At 67.8% G+C, this 20,451-nt stretch carries 17 protein-coding genes and 1 tRNA gene; 12 read left to right on the top strand and 6 right to left on the bottom strand.

All coding sequences use genetic code 11. The features are described from left to right. Positions 1-53: 53 nt before the first annotated feature. Together ACIPQB_RS14960 and ACIPQB_RS14955 are read left to right on the top strand one after the other, a co-directional pair. On the top strand, positions 54-4,655 hold the full coding sequence (locus ACIPQB_RS14960) for a polymorphic toxin-type HINT domain-containing protein (RefSeq protein ID WP_446486039.1): 4,602 nt from the start codon (positions 54-56) through the stop codon (positions 4,653-4,655). After that, complete coding sequence (locus ACIPQB_RS14955) at positions 4,652-5,023, top strand: hypothetical protein (RefSeq protein WP_446486038.1); 372 nt, start codon at positions 4,652-4,654, stop codon at positions 5,021-5,023. The genes ACIPQB_RS14960 and ACIPQB_RS14955 overlap by 4 nt, the downstream gene beginning before the upstream one ends. A 504-nt stretch (positions 5,024-5,527) precedes the next feature. Here the strand turns inward: ACIPQB_RS14955 and ACIPQB_RS14950 are convergent. Beyond that, positions 5,528-5,734 carry a helix-turn-helix domain-containing protein gene (locus tag ACIPQB_RS14950; RefSeq protein ID WP_446486037.1) on the bottom strand — a complete coding sequence of 69 codons (207 nt, stop codon included), beginning with the start codon at positions 5,732-5,734 and terminating at the stop codon, positions 5,528-5,530. Positions 5,735-5,895: 161 nt separating this feature from the next. Between ACIPQB_RS14950 and ACIPQB_RS14945 the strand changes: the two genes are divergently transcribed. The 5 genes from ACIPQB_RS14945 to ACIPQB_RS14925 all read left to right on the top strand — a co-directional run bounded on the left by ACIPQB_RS14945 (position 5,896) and on the right by ACIPQB_RS14925 (position 11,342). Further along, a complete protein-coding gene (locus ACIPQB_RS14945; RefSeq protein WP_446486036.1) occupies positions 5,896-6,429 on the top strand; it encodes a hypothetical protein in 534 nt (177 codons plus the stop codon). 87 nt (positions 6,430-6,516) lie between these two features. Then, complete coding sequence (locus tag ACIPQB_RS14940) at positions 6,517-6,726, top strand: hypothetical protein (protein WP_446486035.1); 210 nt, start codon at positions 6,517-6,519, stop codon at positions 6,724-6,726. A gap of 15 nt (positions 6,727-6,741) precedes the next feature. Continuing rightward, positions 6,742-8,466, top strand: coding sequence for a recombinase family protein (locus ACIPQB_RS14935; RefSeq protein ID WP_446486034.1), 1,725 nt, complete (start codon positions 6,742-6,744; stop codon positions 8,464-8,466). A 306-nt stretch (positions 8,467-8,772) separates the two neighbouring features. Continuing rightward, complete coding sequence (locus ACIPQB_RS14930) at positions 8,773-10,563, top strand: class I adenylate-forming enzyme family protein (protein ID WP_446486033.1); 1,791 nt, start codon at positions 8,773-8,775, stop codon at positions 10,561-10,563. A 47-nt stretch (positions 10,564-10,610) separates the two neighbouring features. After that, complete coding sequence (locus tag ACIPQB_RS14925) at positions 10,611-11,342, top strand: TlyA family RNA methyltransferase (protein ID WP_446486032.1); 732 nt, start codon at positions 10,611-10,613, stop codon at positions 11,340-11,342. A 71-nt stretch (positions 11,343-11,413) separates the two neighbouring features. Here ACIPQB_RS14925 and ACIPQB_RS14920 read toward each other — a convergent pair whose 3' ends face one another. Beyond that, positions 11,414-12,055 carry a hypothetical protein gene (locus ACIPQB_RS14920; RefSeq protein WP_446486031.1) on the bottom strand — a complete coding sequence of 214 codons (642 nt, stop codon included), beginning with the start codon at positions 12,053-12,055 and terminating at the stop codon, positions 11,414-11,416. Between the two features lie 265 nt (positions 12,056-12,320). On the opposite strand from ACIPQB_RS14920, the gene ACIPQB_RS14915 reads away from it, so the two are divergent. The 3 genes from ACIPQB_RS14915 (at position 12,321) to ACIPQB_RS14905 (ending at position 14,828) form a co-directional block, all read left to right on the top strand. Further along, positions 12,321-13,547 (top strand): class I SAM-dependent RNA methyltransferase, encoded by a 1,227-nt coding sequence (locus ACIPQB_RS14915; protein ID WP_446486030.1) that lies wholly within the window; start codon positions 12,321-12,323, stop codon positions 13,545-13,547. A 28-nt stretch (positions 13,548-13,575) separates the two neighbouring features. After that, positions 13,576-14,667: a class I SAM-dependent methyltransferase gene (locus ACIPQB_RS14910; protein WP_446486029.1), complete on the top strand. Its 1,092-nt coding sequence runs from the start codon at positions 13,576-13,578 to the stop codon at positions 14,665-14,667. Positions 14,668-14,754: 87 nt separating this feature from the next. Continuing rightward, positions 14,755-14,828 (top strand) — tRNA-Cys (locus ACIPQB_RS14905). Between the two features lie 225 nt (positions 14,829-15,053). Here the strand turns inward: ACIPQB_RS14905 and ACIPQB_RS14900 are convergent. Continuing rightward, positions 15,054-15,209: a hypothetical protein gene (locus ACIPQB_RS14900; RefSeq protein ID WP_446486028.1), complete on the bottom strand. Its 156-nt coding sequence runs from the start codon at positions 15,207-15,209 to the stop codon at positions 15,054-15,056. 186 nt (positions 15,210-15,395) lie between these two features. Between ACIPQB_RS14900 and ACIPQB_RS14895 the strand changes: the two genes are divergently transcribed. Together ACIPQB_RS14895 and ACIPQB_RS14890 are read left to right on the top strand one after the other, a co-directional pair. Then, the gene (locus ACIPQB_RS14895) at positions 15,396-16,487 is read left to right on the top strand and encodes a PA0069 family radical SAM protein (protein ID WP_446486027.1); all 1,092 of its coding nucleotides are present in this window, start codon (positions 15,396-15,398) and stop codon (positions 16,485-16,487) included. 155 nt (positions 16,488-16,642) lie between these two features. Further along, on the top strand, positions 16,643-17,128 hold the full coding sequence (locus ACIPQB_RS14890; RefSeq protein WP_446486026.1) for a glycosyltransferase: 486 nt from the start codon (positions 16,643-16,645) through the stop codon (positions 17,126-17,128). Between the two features lie 46 nt (positions 17,129-17,174). Here the strand turns inward: ACIPQB_RS14890 and ACIPQB_RS14885 are convergent, their stop codons facing one another. The 3 genes from ACIPQB_RS14885 to ACIPQB_RS14875 form a co-directional block, all read right to left on the bottom strand. Further along, positions 17,175-17,780: a hypothetical protein gene (locus ACIPQB_RS14885; RefSeq protein ID WP_446486025.1), complete on the bottom strand. Its 606-nt coding sequence runs from the start codon at positions 17,778-17,780 to the stop codon at positions 17,175-17,177. A 186-nt stretch (positions 17,781-17,966) separates the two neighbouring features. Next, positions 17,967-19,511, bottom strand: coding sequence for a lytic transglycosylase domain-containing protein (locus ACIPQB_RS14880; protein WP_446486024.1), 1,545 nt, complete (start codon positions 19,509-19,511; stop codon positions 17,967-17,969). 66 nt (positions 19,512-19,577) lie between these two features. Continuing rightward, positions 19,578-20,399: a uracil-DNA glycosylase gene (locus ACIPQB_RS14875; RefSeq protein ID WP_446486023.1), complete on the bottom strand. Its 822-nt coding sequence runs from the start codon at positions 20,397-20,399 to the stop codon at positions 19,578-19,580. Positions 20,400-20,451 lie beyond the last annotated feature (52 nt).

Genomic DNA, 20,451 nt, shown 5'->3' with positions numbered 1-20,451 from the left:
TGCGATGGGGCCGGTTTGAAGGCTCGCCGACATCGCGGCAATTGGGGGACGTCATGCGCCGTAGAGGATGGAACCTGATCGTGCTGGCCTTGTCGCTAGCGGCGATCGCCGGAGGCAAGGTCCAGGCGCAAACCTCGCCGCCGCTGCCGCCGATCCATTCCCGTGTCGACGCCAATGGCGTGGATCTGATCTCCGGATCGCTGAACCTGTCGGGCGGGAGCGTCTCGATCGGCGATCCAGCATCCGGCGGCTTGTCCCTCGACTATTTCAACACCAACCCCTCAAATCCCGGAGCGCCGTTCGGAGGGGTAAACATCAGTGGGAGCACGGTTACCGTCAGCGTCGGCGCGAGTTCGGAAAATTTCACCTCGCTTGGCGGCGGCGCCTTTGCGTCGGCCCAGGGTCAAAGTTCCACCCTCTCGTCCTCCAGTGCGACCGGCGACCTGCTGTACACCTACACCGCCGCCGACGGGACCATCGCGATCTTCTCCTACGCCATGCGCAGTATGACGCCGCGCCAAGCCTACAGCGGCAACATTATTTCCTTGACCAAGCCGAACGGCGAGAAGCTGACCTTCACCTATAAGTGGGCGACCTTCTGCGGACAGTACGTTTCTGGCAGTTGCGCCCTGACCGTAACGGAAGCTCGGCCAATTTCCATTTCAAGCAATAGTGGATATCAAATCCACTACAGTTATGCATCAAATACTATTAGTGCTTCTACGGCCGTCGAGCCAATCAGTGCGGTGCTGATCAATACGGCTGTCGACTACTGCGATCCTGCGGCAGACATCTGCCCGACGTTCTCCAGGGCGTGGCCGACAGTTACCTGGTCATGGTATGTCGCGGCCGGCGTGGCGGCCAGCGACTCGCTGGGCCGCACGTCGAGGCTGGACCGCACGCCAAACTGGAGCGCCACGGCCCTGACTCGCCCGTCTGGGGCGACCGTGACCAAGACCAGCACCGGCGCGACCAGCTTTACGCTGTCCAATGGCGTCGGGACCTGGACCTACAGCTATACAGACAGCGGAACCACCCGCACGACGACGGTCGTCGACCCGCTGGGTCATTCGCGCGTGGTGGTGTCGAACATGGCCCTGGTCCAGGTCACCTCGGACACTGACGCTCTGGGGCGTACGACGAGCTACACCTATGACAGCACTGGCCGAACGACCCGTGTCACCCGGCCCGAGGGCGATTACACTAGCTATACCTATAATGCTCGCGGCAATGTCACCGAGGTGCGGCAGGTCTCCAAGACCCCAGGAACGCCCGCCGACATCGTCACCAGCGTCAGTTACGACGCCACCTGCGGCAATCCCAAGACCTGCAACAAGCCCAATTCGGTGACCGACGAACGCGGCAATGTCACCAGCTACACCTATGACGCCACTCATGGCGGGGTGCTGACGGCGACCTCGCCGGAGCCGACCTCGGGGGCCATGCGGCCGCAAACCCGATACGCCTACAGCCTGCTGCCGAGCTACATCAAAAACAGCAGCGGAGCCTTGGTTCAAGCCGGATCGATCTGGAAGCTGACCGGAACCTCCACCTGCACCTCCGGCCCCTGGGAGTGCATCGGCACATCACTGGAGGCCAAGACCACCGTCGCCTACGCCAGCAGCAATCTCCTGCCGACCGCAACGACCAGCGGTTCCGGCGATGGCGCATTGTCGGCGACCACCATCTTGACCTATGACGAGGTCGGCAATTTGCTGACCGAGGACGGCCCATTGGCCGGGACGGCCGACACCACCCGCACCTATTACGACGCCGCCCGTCAGGCGGTCGGGGTGATCGGACCCGATCCGGATGGAGCGGGCGCGCTGCTCTATCGGGCCAGCCGCATGACCTACAATCCCGACGGCCAGGCGACCTCGGTGGAGGCCGGCACTGCCACCGGCCAGGCCGACGGTTCGATGGCGAGCTTCGTCGCCCTGCAGCAATCGGCCGTCGCCTATGACAGCGTCGGCCGCAAGGTGTCCGAGCGCCAGATCGCCGGCGGCGCGACCCAGGCGGTGGCCCAGTACGCCTACGACGCCGCCAACCGCCTGACCTGTACGGCCGAGCGGATGAACCCAGCGGCGTTTGGATCTCTGCCGGCTTCCGCCTGCACCCTGGGAACGGCTGGGACCGACGGCGACGACCGCATCACCTACATCAGCTACGACAAGGCCGACCGCGTCACCCAGGTGACCAGCGGCTATGGCACGAGCGCGCCGCAGGTCGAACGGGCCGTCACCTACTCGACCAACGGTCGGCGCGCGACCGAGGCCGACGGCAAGGGCAACCTGACCACTCACGAATATGACGGCTTCGACCGCCTGGCCAAGACTCGCTACCCGATCGCCTCCAGCGGCTCGACCAGCTCGACGAGCGACTACGAGCAGTACACCTACGATGCGGCCGGCAACGTGCTTAGCGATCGCCGTCGCGACGGCCAGGTGGTGACCTTCACCTACGACGCCCTGAACCGGATGACGGCCAAGAGCCTGCCGTCCACCACCTACGTCTATGACAACCTCGGCCGCCAGACCTCGGCGACCTATGGCGGCGGCGTGGCCACGGCGACCTATGACGCCCTGGGCCGGGTGACCGGCGAAGACACCTACGGCCACCCGATGACCTACCAGTACGATCTCGCCAGCCGGCGGACGCGCATGACCTGGTGGGACGGTTTTTACATCACCTACGACTACAACGCCGCCGGGCAGATGCAGAACATCTGGCAGAGCGACGGGACCCGGGTATGGGCGGTCGCCTATGACGATCTGGGCCGCAGAACCTACGGCTGGTCCGGTCCCGGAAGTGCCGCGACCCAGACCAACTACGGCTATGACGCCGCCTCGCGGCTTTCGAGCCTGGCGCACGATCTGGCCGGCACGGCCCAGGACCAGACCTGGACTTTCGCCTACAACGCCGCCAGCCAGGTCAAGACCCGCACCGCCAGCAACGGCCTTTACGAGTGGGGTTATGCGCAGGCGACCCGAACCTATGCTTCCAACGGCCTGAACCAGATGACCACCTCGGGGTCCTCGACGCTGAGCTATGACGGCCGGGGCAACCTGTCGTCGGACGGAACCACCAGCTTCGGCTACGACGTCGACAACAACCTCACCAGCACCTCGGGCGGCGCGAGCCTGGCCTACGATCCGGCCGGGCGGCTGTGGCGGGTCTCGGCCGGCGCCGGGCCGACGGCCTTCATCTATTCCGGATCCGATCTCATTGCCGAACTCGATGGCGCGACGGGCGCCATCCTGCGCCGTTACGTGCCGGGGCCCGGCGTCGACGAGCCGGTGGTCTGGTACGAGGGCGCGGGCACGAGCAATCGTCGCTTCCTGCTGGCTGATCCCCAGGGCTCGGTCGTCGCGGCCGTCAACGACGGCGGCGCGGCCCTGGCGATCAACACCTATGATGAGTATGGCGTCCCCGCCGCCGGCAACCTCGGCCGCTTCCAGTACACCGGCCAGGTCTGGATCCCGGAGCTGGGGCTCTACCATTACAAGGCCCGAGCCTATTCGCCGACCTTGGGGCGGTTTCTCCAAACCGACCCCATCGGCTACGGCGACGGCATGAACTGGTACGCCTATGTCGGCAATGACCCGGTCAATATGACGGATCCGAGTGGGCTCGACGGAGCGCCCGGATCTTCTTGCACTATTGGTTCCTATGACGCTGGGAACAGATGCGACGGCAATGCAACATTTCCCGACGTTACTGTCACAGCATCGAAATCGCACTGCGCCGATGGCGCAACCTGTCTCACAGGCCTAGCGGCTCAAGACTTTGCACGCCAGCAACTCGATGTGAACGGCACGATGATGAGCGGCTTTGGTTGGGGCCCTTCAGGCGCCGCCTATGCCGATCCGGGGAAAAGAGCGGATTTCCTTAAACTCTACGGAGACATCGCAATTACCGTCACCACCGACGGTCTTCTGACCGCCGCCAAAGCAGCTTGGCTTGGGAGGGCGGCGCTGCTTGAGAAGCGCTTCTGCTTCGAAGCCGGGACCCTGGTGGCCACTGCGGACGGGCCCAAGGCCATCGAAGACGTCAAAGTGGGAGACCTCGTGCTCTCGCGCGACGAAGTCACCGGCCAGACCGCTCAGAAAGCGGTGGCGGCGCTGATCCCCGGCGAGGAGCAGCAGATCTGGGACGTGACGGTCGCCATCAAGACAGCCAAGGGTCTGCCGCCGCGCCGCGAGACCATTCACACCACTAAGGAGCATCCTTTCCGCACGGCGAACGGCGTCTGGACGCTCGCCGGCGAGCTAACGGCCGGCGCGAAAGTGGTGACCGCCTCGGGAACGGCGACCGTAGTCTCGGTCGTCAGGACCGACCGCGTGGTGCGCACCTACAACCTGGAGATCGAGGGGTTCCATACCTACTTCGTTGGTGAAGATCAGGTTTGGGTGCATAACTCTTGTTGGAGCGAAGGCCGTCGGATCCTGGAAGCCATGGCCAAAGGCGATAAGGCTAAAGGAGTGACCAGAGCCGATGTGGAAGCTTATCGGGACCTGAACCGAACGTTACGCGATCAGATCCCCGGCAATAAAATTAGAATCGACGAAGGCCATCCAGGGTCGCAGTTCCCAGTGAACCGGGGGCCGCATGCTCACATCGGGGGCACCGATCACATCCCAATCATAGGCCCATGAACCAGCAAAGCGACGCGGACATGTGGAGACACATTGACAGTTGGGGCCCGGCGGCCGAGGCGCTGGGCGTCGAAATGATAGGTCCCACCGAAGTCGATCTTGGCGATGGAATTAGCGTTAAGGTAGATGTGATGTTTCCGCAATTCGGCCCCAAGAAAGGAATGCTGATAGTCGAGGACTATGGATCGCTGGAACGGCACCGGCATGATTTACTTGCGGCGGGATATGGCTACTCGGTATTTTCTCCGCCACCTTCGGGCACATATTATTCTGCGGAGGATTTGGCGGAAATGCTTACCGACTGGACATGGAATGGTAAGCCGCAAGATCAGCCGAAATGGATTGGTACCTATTCAACACGCGAATGAGCGGCCCTCGGACTCGGGGTGAACTTGCCCTGCAACGCTGGCTACCGACTCCACGCCAGGGTTTGCCTGCCGATCCTTCGCCGCAGCAGGACGACCTGACCCGGTGATCGGGTGCGTTCCCCAGCCCTGATGATTGGCTATCGGCGGCTGTGAGGCCGAACTTGGCGGTTGTGCGGGCAAGGCGCATAACCCGTCGCTTGGGCAACGCCCACCCGAGGGTTGCGCCGGACCGTCACGAGACCTTTCAGCCAAGAGGGCAGACTCCTTAGCGATCCGACGAACGCTGTCCTTCGGCCGAATAAAGAAAAATTCGAAATCCCCCGCCCCGGCTCCCGGAAGCTGGGGCGTAATTGCCGGACGTCAATCTGACCCTCAAGGGCGGCTTCGCCGTCGCCTACGGCGATGCGCTTCGCGCACCCTTGACCGTCAACTTGACGCCCGGCCAGGGCTCGGCAAGCGGTTTAAGCCTAAACAGGCGCTACGCGCCTCCGGCTTAACCGCGATCTAGGCTTTGAGGCGGACGCCTGGGCCGCCACTGGCATCGGCCGGGATGAAGATGATTCCGCCGTCCTCAAGCGTATTTTGCAGCTTCGCGAGGTTCGCGGCCAGGATGCCACCCTTGCCAGTCTCGAAGCGGAGGATCGTAGAGTCTGCAATGCCTGAAGCTTCCGCCAATGCGCGGACACTCCAGCCGAGGGCGGCTCGGGCCATTCGAATTTGGGCAGATACAATCATTTGATGGAAATTCGCTCGTTGATGACCGAATTTCGTTGACTAAGTCACTGAAATTCATTCTACTGTAGCAGTAAACCCAGCAAACTCTACCGATCTCCGTTCAGATCGGGCCGAGCGCACGCGCCGGGAGCCCCCGCATGTCCGAAGGTAAGGCCAAGAGAACCGCAGTTTCCCGCCGCACGCTGATCGGTGCCGCCACCGCCGCGCCCGTCCTCGTCAACGCAGGCGAGCCGGTCGCAGACGACCTGCTCGTCCGCTGCGCCAGCTTCGTCGCCATCGACATCAGGACCAGCCGCTTGGTGCGCCGCTGGGGCGATCTGGAAAGCGAAGCCTTCAAGCTGCCCGGCTGGTTCAAGCTATCCAAGGAAGAACAACTGGCGCTGCCCCAGGGCCGGGAAATGGCCGAGATCGACCGGACGCTCGCCAGCCTGTTCGAGCAGCGGGAGAAGCTCCTCGCGGAGCTGCCGGCGGTCGCGGCCAACGACCCGACCGGCGTCGCCGCCAAAATCGCGGTGGCCGCAAGGGCGGTCGATCCCGAAGACCACGAAGAGGCTCATAACCTCATCGCTGGCGCGGCCCGTGATCTGGCCAACATGCGCTGCCCCGACTGTCATCGCCCCCTGGTGCTTGAGGGCTGGATCGACTGGTCGATCCGCACAGGTCGGGAGTGAAAGCGGGTGAACCGCGCTCTAACCGTCGTTGAGGCCTTGCGGGTCTGGATCGAGGCTTGGCGTTTCGCTCGTCAGGATTCGCCCACCATGACCGACGACACACGCCCCGCGCTCCAACGCTTCCGCCCCGCCAATGATGACCGCGCTTCATACGCTGTAGGTACGGTTTCGCCGCAGCAAGACGCGGTTCTGGCCCTGGCCCGCTTGATCGGCCGCCAGATCGCCCGAGAAGAGTTCCAGCGCAGCTTTGCGCCCGCCAACGACCACGCCCCGCGCTCGGAGATCGACCAGGGCTAGCTTCAGGAGTTCGTCATGACCCGCGTGGCCATCTACGCCCGCTATTCCGACGACAAGCAGAGCGCCCATTCGATCGAAGATCAGGTCCGCATCTGTCGGATGCACGCCGACAAGGCCGGCTGGCGGGTCGTGAACACCTATTCGGACGCGGCGATCTCGGGTTCGACGGTCATTCTCCGTCCTGGCGTCCAGGCCTTGCTCCGCGACGCCCTGGCCGGCGAGTTCGATGTGGTCCTGGCCGAGGCCATGGACCGGCTCAGCCGGGATCAGGAGGACATCGCCGGCCTCTTCAAGCGGCTGCGGTTCGCAGGCGTGCCGATCGTCACTCTGTCCGAGGGCGAGGTCTCCGAGCTGCATGTCGGCCTCAAGGGCACGATGAACGCGCTCTTCCTCAAGGATCTGGCGGCCAAGACCCATCGCGGCAACCGGGGCAGGGTGGAGGCCGGCAAGGTCGCGGGCGGTAATTCCTATGGCTACAAGGTGGTTCGTCAGATCGACGCGACCGGCAAGGTCACGACCGGCGAGCGGGAGATCATCCCCTATGAGGCCGACATCGTGCGCCGCATCTTCCGCGACTACGTCGCCGGCAAGAGCCCGCGCCAGATTTGCATCGAGCTGAACGCCGAGGGCGTCGCCTCGCCCAGAGGCCGGGCCTGGGGTGAGATGACCATCCGGGGCCACCAGTCGATCCAGTCGGGCATCCTCAACAACCACTTCTATATCGGCCAGATGGTCTGGAACCGGCGCCGCGACGTCCGCAATCCCGACACCGGCCGGACGCGTCACCGCATCAACCCTCAAAGCGAATGGGTCTACGCCCAGGCGCCGCACCTGCGGATCATCGACGACGACCTCTGGAACGCCGCCAAGGCCCGTCAGGCCCACCACGCCCGGGCCTATCAAGACGCCGTCGCCAGGGGCGCGCAGGGCTTCCAGGCGGCGGCCACCAGCCGCCGGCCCGCGACCCTGCTGTCGGGCCTGATCACCTGCGGTCTGTGCGGCGGCACGGTGGCCAAGCGCGGGAACAACCGCCTGGCCTGCGTCGCCCACATCAAGGGTCAGGGTTGCACCAACGCCAGCGCGGTTCGCAGCGACAGCCTGGAGGCCCGCGTTCTCGTCGGCCTCAAGGAGCGCTTGATGACGCCCGAGGTCATGGCCGAGGCCATGCGATCGTTCATCGAGGAGACCAACCGCCTCAATCATCATCGCCGGGCCAACGAGACGGCCGACCGTCTACGCCTTGAGAAGGCCAGGAAGGCCATCGACGGCATCGTCTTGGCTATCGAGGATGGCGGCTATACCCGCCCCCTCATGGACCGCCTGAAGAGCCTGGACGCCGAGGTCGAAGCGATCGAGCGCACCCTTGCTGAGGCCCCGCGCGACGTGCCCGACGTTCACCCCAATGTCGCCGAGCTTTACCGCCGAAAGGTCGAGCGGCTGGTCGAGGCGCTGAACAACCCGGCCGATCGCACCGAGGCGGCGACGGCGCTTCGCGCCCTCATCGAGAAGGTCGTGGTCACGCCGACCGGGCGGCGCGGGGAGGTGGATGTTCGGCTCTTCGGTGATCTGGAGACCGTGTTGGCCTGGGCGGAGGACAAGGAAGTGGGGTTGCGCAGCCCCGCGACGCTTTATCTAAAGGCCGCCGGGGATGGTCTGTCGGTCCCGGCGAGTGACCGGTCCGGGACCGGGGCTCGCCGCCCTGGCCCGCCCGTCGGGGGCGCGAGCGAAAGCGTCCGGTAAGGGGTTAAGACCCCCGCCAGCCGGACCGCTCCCGGATAACGGTTCCACGCGAAGCGCCAGACTTCGTCGAAACGGTACACATACTGCAAAACTTCCGGGCGAGGCCCGGGCGCTTCGCACCCTCCCCATCGACTCAGCGGAGTTCCGCGTGAGGCGGCGAAGCCGTGTCGAAAGCGGCGCTTTCCTCGCCATAACTAAACGCTGTTCCCTTAGAGCCGAACGGACGTTTGCATCGGGCCGCCGGCTGTGCTTTCTCAGCGTCAACGCGCTCGCCGACGAAGCGCGATCCGTACCGGGAGAGAGTTGATGACCCAGGCCGCGACCGCGCCGAGCCCCGCCGCCGTCCCATCCACGGGGCCCAAGCCCGCGGCCCCGTGGCCGGCGATGTCGGTCCAGCAGGCCTACGCCCTGATCACCGCCCCCGGCTCGCCCGCCGAGATGGACGAGGTCGAGATCCGCGGCGTCATGACCCGGGTCTGGAAACACGCCCCGCCGAGCCTGCGCGACACTCTGCGGATCGGCCGCACCCACGGCGACAAGGTGTTCCTGGTTCATGAGGACGAGCGGGTCGGGTTCGAGGCCTTCTACCGCGCCGTCAGCGTGTTCGCCGCCGAGCTGGAGGCCGCCGGGGTCAGGAAGGGCGACCGGGTCGCCCTGATCATGCGCAACCTGCCCGAATGGCCGGTCGCCTTCTATGCCGGCCTGAGCCTGGGGGCGATCCTGACGCCGCTGAACGCCTGGTGGACCGGGCCGGAGCTGGAATACGGCCTGGTCGATTCCGGCGCCGCCGTGGCGGTGACGGACGTCGAGCGCTTCGAGCGGCTGAAGGAGCACTTCGACAACTGCCCCGCCCTGAAGCGGGTCTATGTCAGCCGCGCCCGGGAAGAGATCGCCCATCCCTATGTCACCCGGCTGGAAGCGGTGATCGGCTGCCCCAACGACTGGGCCGGGCTGGACGAGAAGCCGCTGCCGACCGTGGCGCTGGGCCCGGACGACGACGCGACGATCTTCTACACCTCGGGCACCACGGGAAAGCCCAAGGGCGCCCTGGGCACCCATCGCAACGTCAACAGCAACATCTTCGCCACCGGCGCGGCGACGGCCCGCGGCTATCTGCGGCGCGGCGAGATCCCCCCCCAGCCCGATCCCGACGGACCGCAGAAGGGCTGCCTGGTCTCGGTGCCGTTCTTCCACGCCACCGGCTGTTTCGCGGTGCTGAACCCGTCGCTGTTCTCCGGGGCCAAGCTGGCGATGATGCGCAAGTGGGATCCGGAGCGGGCCATGCAGCTGATCCAGGACGAGCGGCTGACCCAGATGGGCGGGGTGCCGACCATCGCCTGGCAGATCATCGAGCATCCCCATCGTGACCGCTATGACCTGTCGTCGATCGAGACCGTGGCCTATGGCGGCGCGCCCTCGGCCCCGGAGTTGGTGCGCAAGATCAAGGAGATCTGGCCCACAGCCTTGCCCGGCAACGGCTGGGGCATGACCGAGACCTCGGCCACCGCCACCAGCAACTCGGCCGAGGACTACGAGAACCGGCCCGACAGCTGCGGCCCGGCCGTGCCGGTCACCGACCTGAAGATCATGACCCTCGAGGCGCCCTGGCGCGAGCTGCCGGTCGGCGAGGTCGGCGAGCTGTGGTGCAAGGGGCCGCAGGTGGTGAAGGGCTACTGGAACCGCCCCGAGGCCACCGCCGAGACCTTCATCGACGGCTGGGTGCGGACCGGCGACCTGGCCCGGCTCGACCAGGAAGGCTTCTGCTACATCGTCGACCGGGCCAAGGACATGCTGATCCGCGGCGGCGAGAACATCTACTGCATCGAGGTCGAGAACCTGCTCTACGAGCATCCGGCGGTGATGGACGCGGCCCTGGTCGGCGTGCCGCACAAGACCCTGGGCGAGGAGCCGGCCGCCGTCGTCGCCCTGCGGCCGGGGGCCCAGGCCGACGAGGCCGAGCTGCGGGCCTTCGTCGCCGACCGCCTGGCCGCCTTCAAGGTGCCGGTCCGGGTGGTGTTCTGGCCCGAGACCCTGCCGCGCAACGCCAACGGCAAGATCCTGAAGAACGAGCTGAAGAAGGTGTTCGTCCAGGGCTAGGCAGAGGACGGGCGCGCACGGTCGGCAAGTCGTGCTAAGGCCCCGGCATGACACGCAAACGCGCCGACATCCTGCTGGTCGAGACCGGCCTGTTCGAAACCCGCGCCAAGGCCCGGGCCGCCATCGAGGCCGGCCTGATCACCGCCGACGGCAAGGCGGTGAGCAAGCCGTCCGAACAGCTGGAGCACACCGTCGTGCTCGACGGCCGGCCGCCCCATCCCTGGGTCGGGCGCGGGGCCCTGAAGCTGGTCCACGCCCTGGACCTGTGGCCGATCTCCGTGGCCGGGCGGATCGCCCTGGACGTCGGCGCCTCGACCGGCGGCTTCACCGAGGTGCTGCTGGAGCGCGGGGCGGCCAAGGTCTATGCGGTCGATGTCGGCCGCGAGCAGTTGCATCCGCGCCTGGCCCACCACGGCCGCGTGGTCGACCTGTCCGGCGTCGACGCCCGGGTCCTGGACGAGGGCTATCTCGATGACACGCCCAGTCTGGTGGTCTGCGACGTCAGCTTCATCTCGGTCGAGAAGTGCCTGCCGGTGGCCCTCGACCTGGCCGCGCCGGGCGCCGACCTGGTCAGCCTGATCAAGCCGCAGTTCGAGGCCGGCCGCGAGCGGGTGGGCAAGGGCGGCCTGGTCAAGGACCCGGCCGTCATCGCCGACTGCATCGCCTCGGTCTCGGCCTTCGTCGAGGCCTCGGGCTGGACGATCAAGGGCCTGGCCCAGAGCCCGATCACCGGCGGCGACGGGCAGGAGGAGCACCTGATCTGGGCGGTGAAGGGTTAGGGCCGGCCACAAGAAAAAGGGCCGCCCGCTGACGCGGACGGCCCCAATGATCGAATGAGAGAAATCCCGACCTAGTCGACGACCTGATACCGCCCCGAGGCGTCGGGGCAGACGCGGACGAAGCGCTTCTGGGTGCGGCCGTCGGGCAGGTAGATCGGGCTTTCGGCCAGGGTGCAGCCGTTGGCGTCGGCCCGGCTGCCCTCGGTCACGGTGTAGGAACGCTCGGACTCGTAGCTGTAGCCGTCGTCGCGGCGATCGCCGTAGCGGCTGTCGCGATAGGCCGGCTCCTCGTAGCCGCGGTCATAGCTGCGGTCGTAGCTGTTGTAGGCGCCCTGGTTGTAGGACGGCGGGGGCGGCGGCGGCGGGGCTTGGCCGGGGGTGCAGGCGGCCGAGTTGCGGCCGATCGCCGAGCCGGCGATCGCGCCGAGCACGCCGCCGAGCACGGCGCCTTCGGTGCGGGCGCCCCTGGCGGCCACGCCGCTGCCGATCGCCGCGCCGATGCCGGCCCCGGCCAGGCCGCCGCCGGTGCCGCGCTGGGTGGTGCTGCGCCGGCACGGGTCGTAATAATAGCCGTTGCTGTCGTAATTGCCGCCGCTGTTGCCGTAGGCGCCATAGGCCTGGGCCGAGGCCAGGCTCGGGGCCATGGCGCTGGCCAGCACGGCCGCGCAGGCGGCGCCGCCGAGAAGGGTCTTGCCCAGAATCTTGAACGTCATCGGAAACTCCCTCGAACAGGCCCGGGTGATCACGGGCCCGCCTTCCAGCCTAGACTGCCAATCCTATCATGAACGGCTGTTGAGCGACCCGTTCATCTTCGTTCACCCGCCTCATCTTGATTTACCCGCAAGGGAGCGAATGCGCTATGGGACGTTCGAGAGCCATTGTCGGCGGCGTTCATGGCGCCGACATGGCGGCGCTTCAGCGCCTGTGAAAATGCGCGGGACCGGTCAAGGTTCCGCCGGACGAACGGAACTGTCTTGAATGCGTGAGTTGAGGATCGAGGCGATCGGCGCCCAGGGCGACGGCCGGGCGTCGGGAAATTTCATTCCCCTGACCCTGCCCGGCGAGCGGATCATCGCCCAGATGAGCGGCGTGCGCGGCGAACTGCTGGAGGTGCTGGAGGCCAGCCCCGACCGCGTCGCCCCGCCGTGCCCGCATTTCGGCGTCTGCGGCGGCTGCGCCCTGCAGCACTGGAGCGCCCAGCCCTATCTCGACTGGAAGCGCGAGCAGGTGCGCATCCAGCTGTCGCACGAGGGGCTGGAGACCGAGATCCTGCCGACCTTCGCTTCGCCGCCCGCCTCGCGTCGGCGGGTGGCGCTGCACGCCCGCGGCGGCAAGGGCGGGGTGCGGCTGGGCTTCAAGGAACGGCGGTCGTGGAACCTGGCCCGGATCGAGACCTGCCCGGTCTCGAACCCGCGGCTGGTCGCGGCCTTTCCGGCCCTGGCCCGCCTGGCCGGACCGTTCCTGGAGCATCCCAAGTCGGCCCCGACCCTGCACGTGACCCTGACGGCCACCGGCCTGGACATCGACGTCACCGGCGTCGAGGCCAAGAGCGGCGGGCTGTCGGCCGACGCCCGGGTCCGCGCCGCCATGGTGGCGGGCGAGGCCGACTTCGCCCGCGTCACCCTGGCCGGCGAGATGATCTACATGGCCCGCCAGCCGATGGTGAAGCTGGGCCCGGCCGTGGTCGCCCTGCCGGCCGGCAGTTTCCTGCAGGCCGTGCCCCAGGCCGAGAAGGCCATGGTCGACTTCGCCGTCGAGGCCGCCCAGGGCGCGTCGCGCATCGTCGACCTCTACAGCGGGGTCGGCACCTTCACCTTCCGTTTGGCGCAGATCGGCGGGGTGCACGCCGCCGACAGCTCCGCTCCGGCCATCGCCGCCCTGAAGGGCGCGGTGGGGACGGCGACCGGCCTGAAGGCGATCACCGCCGAGGCCCGCGACCTCTCCCGCCGCCCGGTGCTGTCGACCGAGCTGAAGAAGGTCGACGTCGCCGTGCTCGACCCGCCCCGGGCCGGGGCGCTGGAGCAGCATGTCGAGATCGCCAAATCGAAGGTCGCCCGGGTGGTCGGCGTCTCCTGCAACCCGGCCACCTTCGCCCGCGACGCCCGGGTGCTGGTCGACGCCGGCTTCCGCCTGGAGCGAGTGTTGCCGGTGGACCAGTTCCTGTGGTCGCCCCATATTGAGCTGGTCGGCGTGTTTTCGCGATAGGACGGGTCTGGCCGTCCGGGAGGCGGCTATGGACCAGCGACGCGGCGAGCGGGGCGAACCCCGCGAGGCCGGGCCCAAGGGGCGCGGCGCCTTCGCCCTTGACGGGGCAGGCCATCGGGCCCGGGCGGCGGTCAAAGCCGCCTGGTGGACCGCGGCCGGCGGCGTCACCCGGGCCCTGGCCCAGCCGACCCGCGGCGAGGCCAAGGTCAAGTTCGCGCCGCAAGGGCCGCCGGTCCCGGCCGCCCGGCTGCGCCAGGCCTATCTGACCGCCTTCGACAAGGACGCCGCCGACGTCGCCGCCGGCCTCTATCCGCCGATGGAGGACGCCCCCCGCCATCCGGCCCAGGCCTTCCGCCGGGCCCTGGACGTCATCGCCGACGCCCGCGCCGTCGACCAGCGCCGCCGCCGGGGCGACGCCGTCGAAGTGCGCGACGAGCCGGAAAGTCGAGGCTATCCGAACTATTACCGCCAGAACTTCCATTTCCAGTCCGGCGGCTGGTTCACCGACGCCAGCGCCCGGCGCTACGAGGCCCAGGTCGAGGCGCTGTTCTCCGGCGCGGCCGGGGCCATGCGCCGCCGGGCCCTGGCCCTGCTGGCCCGCCACTGGCGCGGCCAGGATCACCGGGGCCTGAAGCTGGTCGACCTGGCCTGCGGTTCGGGCGCGTTCCTCAGCGACCTGGCCACCGCCTTCCCGCGGGCGGCCATCGCCGGCCTCGACCTGTCGCGCGCCTACCTGGCCGCCGCCCGCAGCCGCTCGGGGCGGGGCGGGGTGCAGGCCAACGCCGAGGCCCTGCCGTTCGCCGACGCCAGCCTCGATGCGGTCACCTGCGTCTACCTGTTCCACGAGCTGCCGCCGCGGGTTCGGCCGGTGGTCGCCGCCGAGATCGCCCGGGTGCTCAAGCCCGGCGGCGTGCTGGCCTTCGCCGATTCGGTGCAACCCGCCGACGAGCCGGACCTGTCGCGGCTGCTGGAGGCCTTCCCGGCCTATTTCCACGAACCCTACTATTCGACCTACGCCCAGGCCGATCTGCCGGCCCTGTTCGGCGCGGCTGGGCTGGCGGTGATCGGCCGGGACCAGGCGTTCCTGACCAAGGCCCTGCTGCTGCAGAAGACCGGTTGAGCCAGGCCATCATGGCCATTGCCTAGGCCGGCGGGCTCCTGTATTCGAACCGACCTCTTCGCCGACGCAGCTTGCGTTGACCCGGATGGCCCGGTGGCGGAGTGGTGACGCAGCGGATTGCAAATCCGTGCACCCCGGTTCGATTCCGGGCCGGGCCTCCACCTTTTTCCTCTGAATGGGTTGATCGCGGCACCCCGGATTAGGCGCCCCCATAAACGTCATCCCGGGCCTTGTGCCCAGGACCCATGGTTCAGCCGACGGGGAGACGCCTTGGCGCGCTCGCGCGCCACTTCGCCGCCCTTGCGGCGGAGAGATGGGTCCCGGGCACAAGGCCCGGGATGACGGTGAAGGGAAAGCCAGGAGTCGAACTCAAGGCTGCGAGATGGTCAGGAATCGCCGTCGGCGATGTCGGCGATGAGGCCGTTGATCGGCTCTTCGGCGAAGCCGGTGACGTTGTGGCCAGCGTCGATGACGCCGACCTTGGCGACGTGCGGGGCTTCGGGTTCCGGCGCGGCTGGGTCTTCCGGGGGCAGGGTGGTCATGGGGAGCCTCGATGCGAGGCGTAAGGGCGACCGCCGCCCCGCCTGCCTCCAGTGGAGGTTGCACCACGACCGGCGGCTTGTCAGCCCCGCTTGCGGTACGGGGGCCATCGACCCGCCCGGCGCCCAGGGAATGCGCGACGGCATCAAGTTCTTGAAATGTTCTCATTTCCGGTCCATGATCGGGCCATGGTCGCTCCCGCCAATCTTCCCGGTCACCCGCCGCTCGCCGCGCGCGGCCGCGGGGCCAAGTCCAACCGCACCGGCCGGTTCGAATCCCAGGTCAGCGAGGCCTTCGACGACGGCTGGGGGGCGGATGAGGAGCCGGCTCAGATCGCCACCGTCGTGCAGCCGATGAAGTCGCGGACCATCATCGCCCGCAACGACAGTCCCGACGTCGGCTTCGAAAGCTCGATCAATCCCTATCGCGGCTGCAGCCACGGCTGCATCTACTGCTACGCCCGCCCGGCCCACGCCTATCTGGGCCATTCGCCGGGCCTGGATTTCGAGACCAGGATCTATTTCAAGCCCGAGGCCGGCAAGCTGCTGGAACGCGAGCTGTCCAAGCCGAAATATGTCCCCAAGGTCATCCATATCGGCGGCGACACCGATCCCTACCAGCCCGACGAGCGCCAGCTGCGGGTGACCCGGGCGGTGGTCGAGACCCTAGCCCGCTTCCGCCATCCGTTCTCGATCATCACCAAGTCGGCCCTGATCACCCGCGACCTCGACATCCTCGGGCCGATGGGGCAGGCGGGCCTGGCCCGGGCGGCGGTGTCGATCACCAGCCTGGATCACCGGCTGTCGCGCAGCATGGAGCCGCGGGCGGCGACCCCGAAGCGGCGGCTGGACGCCGTGCGCCAGCTGACGGCGGCCGGGGTGCCGACCACGGTGATGTTCGCCCCCGCCATCCCGTCGCTGAACGACCACGAGATGGAGGCGGTGCTCGAGGCCGCCGCCGCGGCCGGGGCGACGACCGCCGGCTATGTCGCCGTGCGCCTGCCGCTGGAGATCAAGGACCTGTTCGAGGAGTGGCTGGCGGCCGAACATCCCGACCGCGCCAAGCGGGTGATGTCTCTGGTCCGCCAGATGCGCGGCGGCGCAGCCTACAGCTCCGAATGGGGCAAGCGGATGACCGGCGAGGGGCCGGTGGCGCAGGTGATGAGCCAGCGCTTCCACCTTGCCCGCAAGCGCTTCGGTCTCGACCGCCGGCTGGAGCCGCTCGACCTTGGCCAGTTCGCCGTGCCGGCCAAGGCGGGGGACCAGCTGTCGCTGTTCTGAGCCCTGTGCGTCCTTCGAGGCCCGCTGCGCGGGCGCCTCAGGAAGAGGAGCTTTGTATTGATTTCCTCATCCTGAGGCGCGAGCCGCAGGCGAGCCTCGAAGGACGCAACGCATCGCCCCTTGACCTTCGCGCCGCGATACCCTGAAGCAGGGCCATGATCTCCGTCGTCCTGCCCACCCATGACAGCGCCGCCCGCCTGGTCTCGGTCCTGACCGTGCTGGTGCCCTCGGCCGTCGACGGCCTGGTCAAGGACGTGGTGTTCGCCGACGCCGGCTCGACCGACTCGACCCTGGCCATCGCCGAGGACAGCGGGGCCAGGGTGGTGACGGTTCAGGGCGACGCCGGGACCCGGCTGGCGGCCGGCTGCGCCGTGGCCCGGGGGCCGTGGATCCTGGCGCTCGACGACCGCCTGGCCCTGCCCGACGCCTGGCGCGTGCCGGTCGAGGCCCATCTGGCCGGCGGCGGAGGCCGCCCCGCGTTCATCGCCGCGCCGGGCCCCTTCGGCCTGGCCGGCCGCCCGTCGGCGGTGCTGGCGCTGCGCGAGGCGATCGACGCAGCCGGCGGTTTCAAGCCCGGCGGCGATCCGCTGCAGGCGCTGCTGCGGCGTCTGAAGCCGAAGGCCGTGCGGTTGCGGGTTTAAAATACGCCGCTTTTCCAAATACGCTCGTCATTCCGGGCCTTGTCGATCACGATTGCATAAGCGCGGTAAGGCACAGGTCCCATTCTTTTGGCGCGCCGCCGTCTGAAATGACTTTGCCGCCAGCATCGACTGATCGCGCCGTAAAATCGACTTCTACGGGAGCCAAAGCGCCGCCCTTGCGTAGCGCATAGCCGATCTTAAGTTTCCCAGTAGATTTCGCTTGGGCTATTTGCTTGATGGATTCATCGCTTATTTTGTAGATAAACAGTCGAAGTCCCTCTGCATCAACCTTACCTGATCCAATTAAGTCCTTGGCGTTTGTTCCATTTTCGTTGATAAAATATGCTTCTTCAGGAGGTGAGTATTGCTCGGTCGCTGATTTTTTGGCGTCCTTCGCGCCGAGCTTCATGACCGCCAGCGGGTCCCCCTTTGGAGACATCATCACCGTAATTGATCCACTGACCTTGACTATGGCGTTTGCACTATATTCAGGGTCGTTTCGAATTACGTCAAAGACCACCGAACAACCTCTGAAAGTGCCATCAGAAAACACCGGCTCAACTTTGGATGACGTCGTGCGCCCTTCATCCGCCAACGCGGGTGCGGCAGCGAATAATCCAAAAATCGCTAGCCCGAGACATGGCCGGATCATTGCCGATACTCTCCCCCTCGAATCTCCGATCAGCGACTTTTAGCTCCACTAGTGGCGGCTGTCAGAGGGCACATTAATATGCAGGAACAGCCGGCGGAGCTTGACGCCCGCTTTCCCGCCCATCGCTGGGGCTCCAACACGTTCATCAAAAGCCATCTTCAGCGCCCTTCAGAGCACCACGCCGCCCTACCGATCCAGCCGGAAATCGATCACCCGCGCCCCGCTGGCCACCGCGTCCAGGGTCTGGGTCTCGGCCCCCATCAGCTTGCGATAGGTCCAGTAGGAGGCCATGACCTTTTCGACATAGTTGCGGGTTTCCTGGGCCGGCAGGCTCTCGATCAGCAGCAGGCTGTCGCAGTCGGCGCCCAGTTGCTGTTGCAGCTTGAGCAGGGTGCCGGGGCCGCCGTTATAGGCCGCCACCGCGCGCAGCACGTCGGGGCTCTGCAGGCCGCGATCCATCAGCCAGGTGAAATAGTCCTGGCCGACCCGCAGGTTGAAGCCCGGATCCAGCAGGGGGCTGTTGTCGGCCAGCAGCTTGTCGTCGCCGGCCGCCCGGGCCGCGGCGATCGGCATCAGCTGCATCAGCCCCACCGCGCCGGCCCCCGACACCGCATAGGGGTCGAAGCGGCTTTCCTGGCGCACCAGGGCGTAGACCATGGCCTTGTCGATGGTGAAGCCGCCCTTGGGCTGCAGCGGGGGCAGGGGATAGTCCTCGCCGCCGACCCGCTTGACCGGGCTGGCGGCGTTCAGCGGGGCCTTCTCGTTCAGGGCCAGGGCCAGGTCGGTCCAGTCGCCGCGGGTTTGATCGCCGGCCAGGGACAGGCCGGCCCGCAGCTCCTGGCCGGCCTCGGCCCAGCGGCCGATCTGGGCCAGGGCGGCGGCGCGGCGGGCGCGGGGATCGGCGGCCAGCAGGCGGCCCAGCGAGGCGACGTCCGGCCCGTCATAGGTCACCTTGGTCAGCAGGGCGGCGATCGGATCGTCCTGGGCCAGGGCCGCCCCGGCCAGGGCCAGCTGGCGGGCGGCGATCATGCCGTAGAAGGTCTGGGGCGAACGGGCCGCGGCGCTGAGCAGGGCCTCGACGTCGCCGCCCTGACCGCCGGACGCGGCCGAGCGCGCGGCCCAGAACCAAGCGGCCGAGCGCAGCCACTCGTCCTGGGCGCCGTCATTGGCGACCCGTTCGAAATAGGTCCGGGCCTGGGCGTAGGCCTGCAGCCGGAAGGAGGCCAGGCCGGCGATCCACGGCTCGCCCGCCGCCTGGGCCAGGGTCAGGGCCTTCTTGACGTCGCCGGCATAGTAGGTTTCGCGAGCCAAGCGGGCCTTGTCGGCCGGAGCCGGGCTGCGGGCGCCGGTCACGAACAGGGCCGGGACCTTGGGGGCGGGGCTGCGAGCCGGCTTGCGCTTCAGAGCCAGGGTGTAGACCCGGTCGGCGCCGGCCTGGTCGCCGTAGCGGGCCAGCCATTCGGTCAGCTCGTCATAGCTGGCGGCGTGGGCCTCGGGATGCATCAGCTTGGCGAAGGCCAGGCGGCCGGTCAGGCTCTTGTCGCGGGCGTTGGCCAGGGCCGCCTCGGCGGCGTCGAAATCGCCATGGTCGGAGGCGGCGAAGGCGGCGCGGTAGAAGCGGGCGTCGCTGTCGGAGAGGGGCTCAAGCGCCGAAGCGTGGGCGCCGAAGGCGGCCACGAGGCACAACACGAAGGCCGAGAACACGGCCAGGGGGCGAGCGATAAGCTGCAATGCGTTTCCGCGCCCGACCCTAAAAGGTCCCCGACGCGTCCCCGTTCCGACTGGTCAGTACCCTGTCTAGTGGGGACGCTCGGGGCGATCAAGCCTCTCGCTAACCATGAGCATGTCGGTCCAGGCCTTCTTCTTGGCCGCCGGCTGCCGCAGCAGGAAGGCCGGATGCAAGGTGGGCAAGGCCGGGAGCTCGCCTTGGCCGTCGCTGGAGGTCCACTCGAACCATCGTCCGCGTAGCGACAATATGCCCTCGTCCCGGCGCAGCATGCTCTTGGCCGAGGCGCCGCCGACCAGCAGCAGCATCTTCGGCCGCACCAGGGCGATGGCGCGCTCCAGGAAGGGGGCGCAGACGGCCTGCTCCTGCGGTGTCGGGGTGCGGTTGCCGGGCGGACGCCAGAACACGGTGTTGGTGACGAAGGCGCGGTCCAGCAGGCCGGCGGCCTTGAGCATGCGGTCGAGCAGCTGGCCGGCCCGGCCGACGAACGGCTGGCCCTGCAGGTCCTCGTCGGCGCCGGGGGCCTCGCCGATGATCATCAGCGGGGCGTCGGCCGGGCCGCGCGAGACCACGGCCTGGCGCGCCCCCTGGGTCTTCAGCGGGCAACCGTCGAAGGCGGCGATGGCGGCGGCCAGGGCGGGCAGGTCGGGGCAGGCGGCGGCCAGGGCCTTGGCCTCGGCGACGACCGCGCCCAGGTCGGGGCCGCGCCCGAAGGCGGGAGCCGGGGCGGCGGCGACCGCGGCGGGCGGCGGCGGCTGGCTGCGGGCCCGCAGCAGGGCCGCGCCCTCGGCCAGGCGGTCAATCGGCTGTTCGGCGTACGCGGCCTCGACCCCGGCGTCGGCCCAGAAGGCGAGCAGGCTTTCCACGGCGCGCGGGTCGACGGCGAGGCTCATGGCGCTGTCTTAGCGCGATCCCGCGAGCGCCGCCACGCCGCTTCGGCCGCCG

It is taken from the genome of Caulobacter sp. LARHSG274 (genome assembly GCF_052871235.1).
The sequence above is the reverse complement of the archived record's forward strand: the minus strand, read 5'-3'. Positions and strand labels throughout refer to the sequence as shown.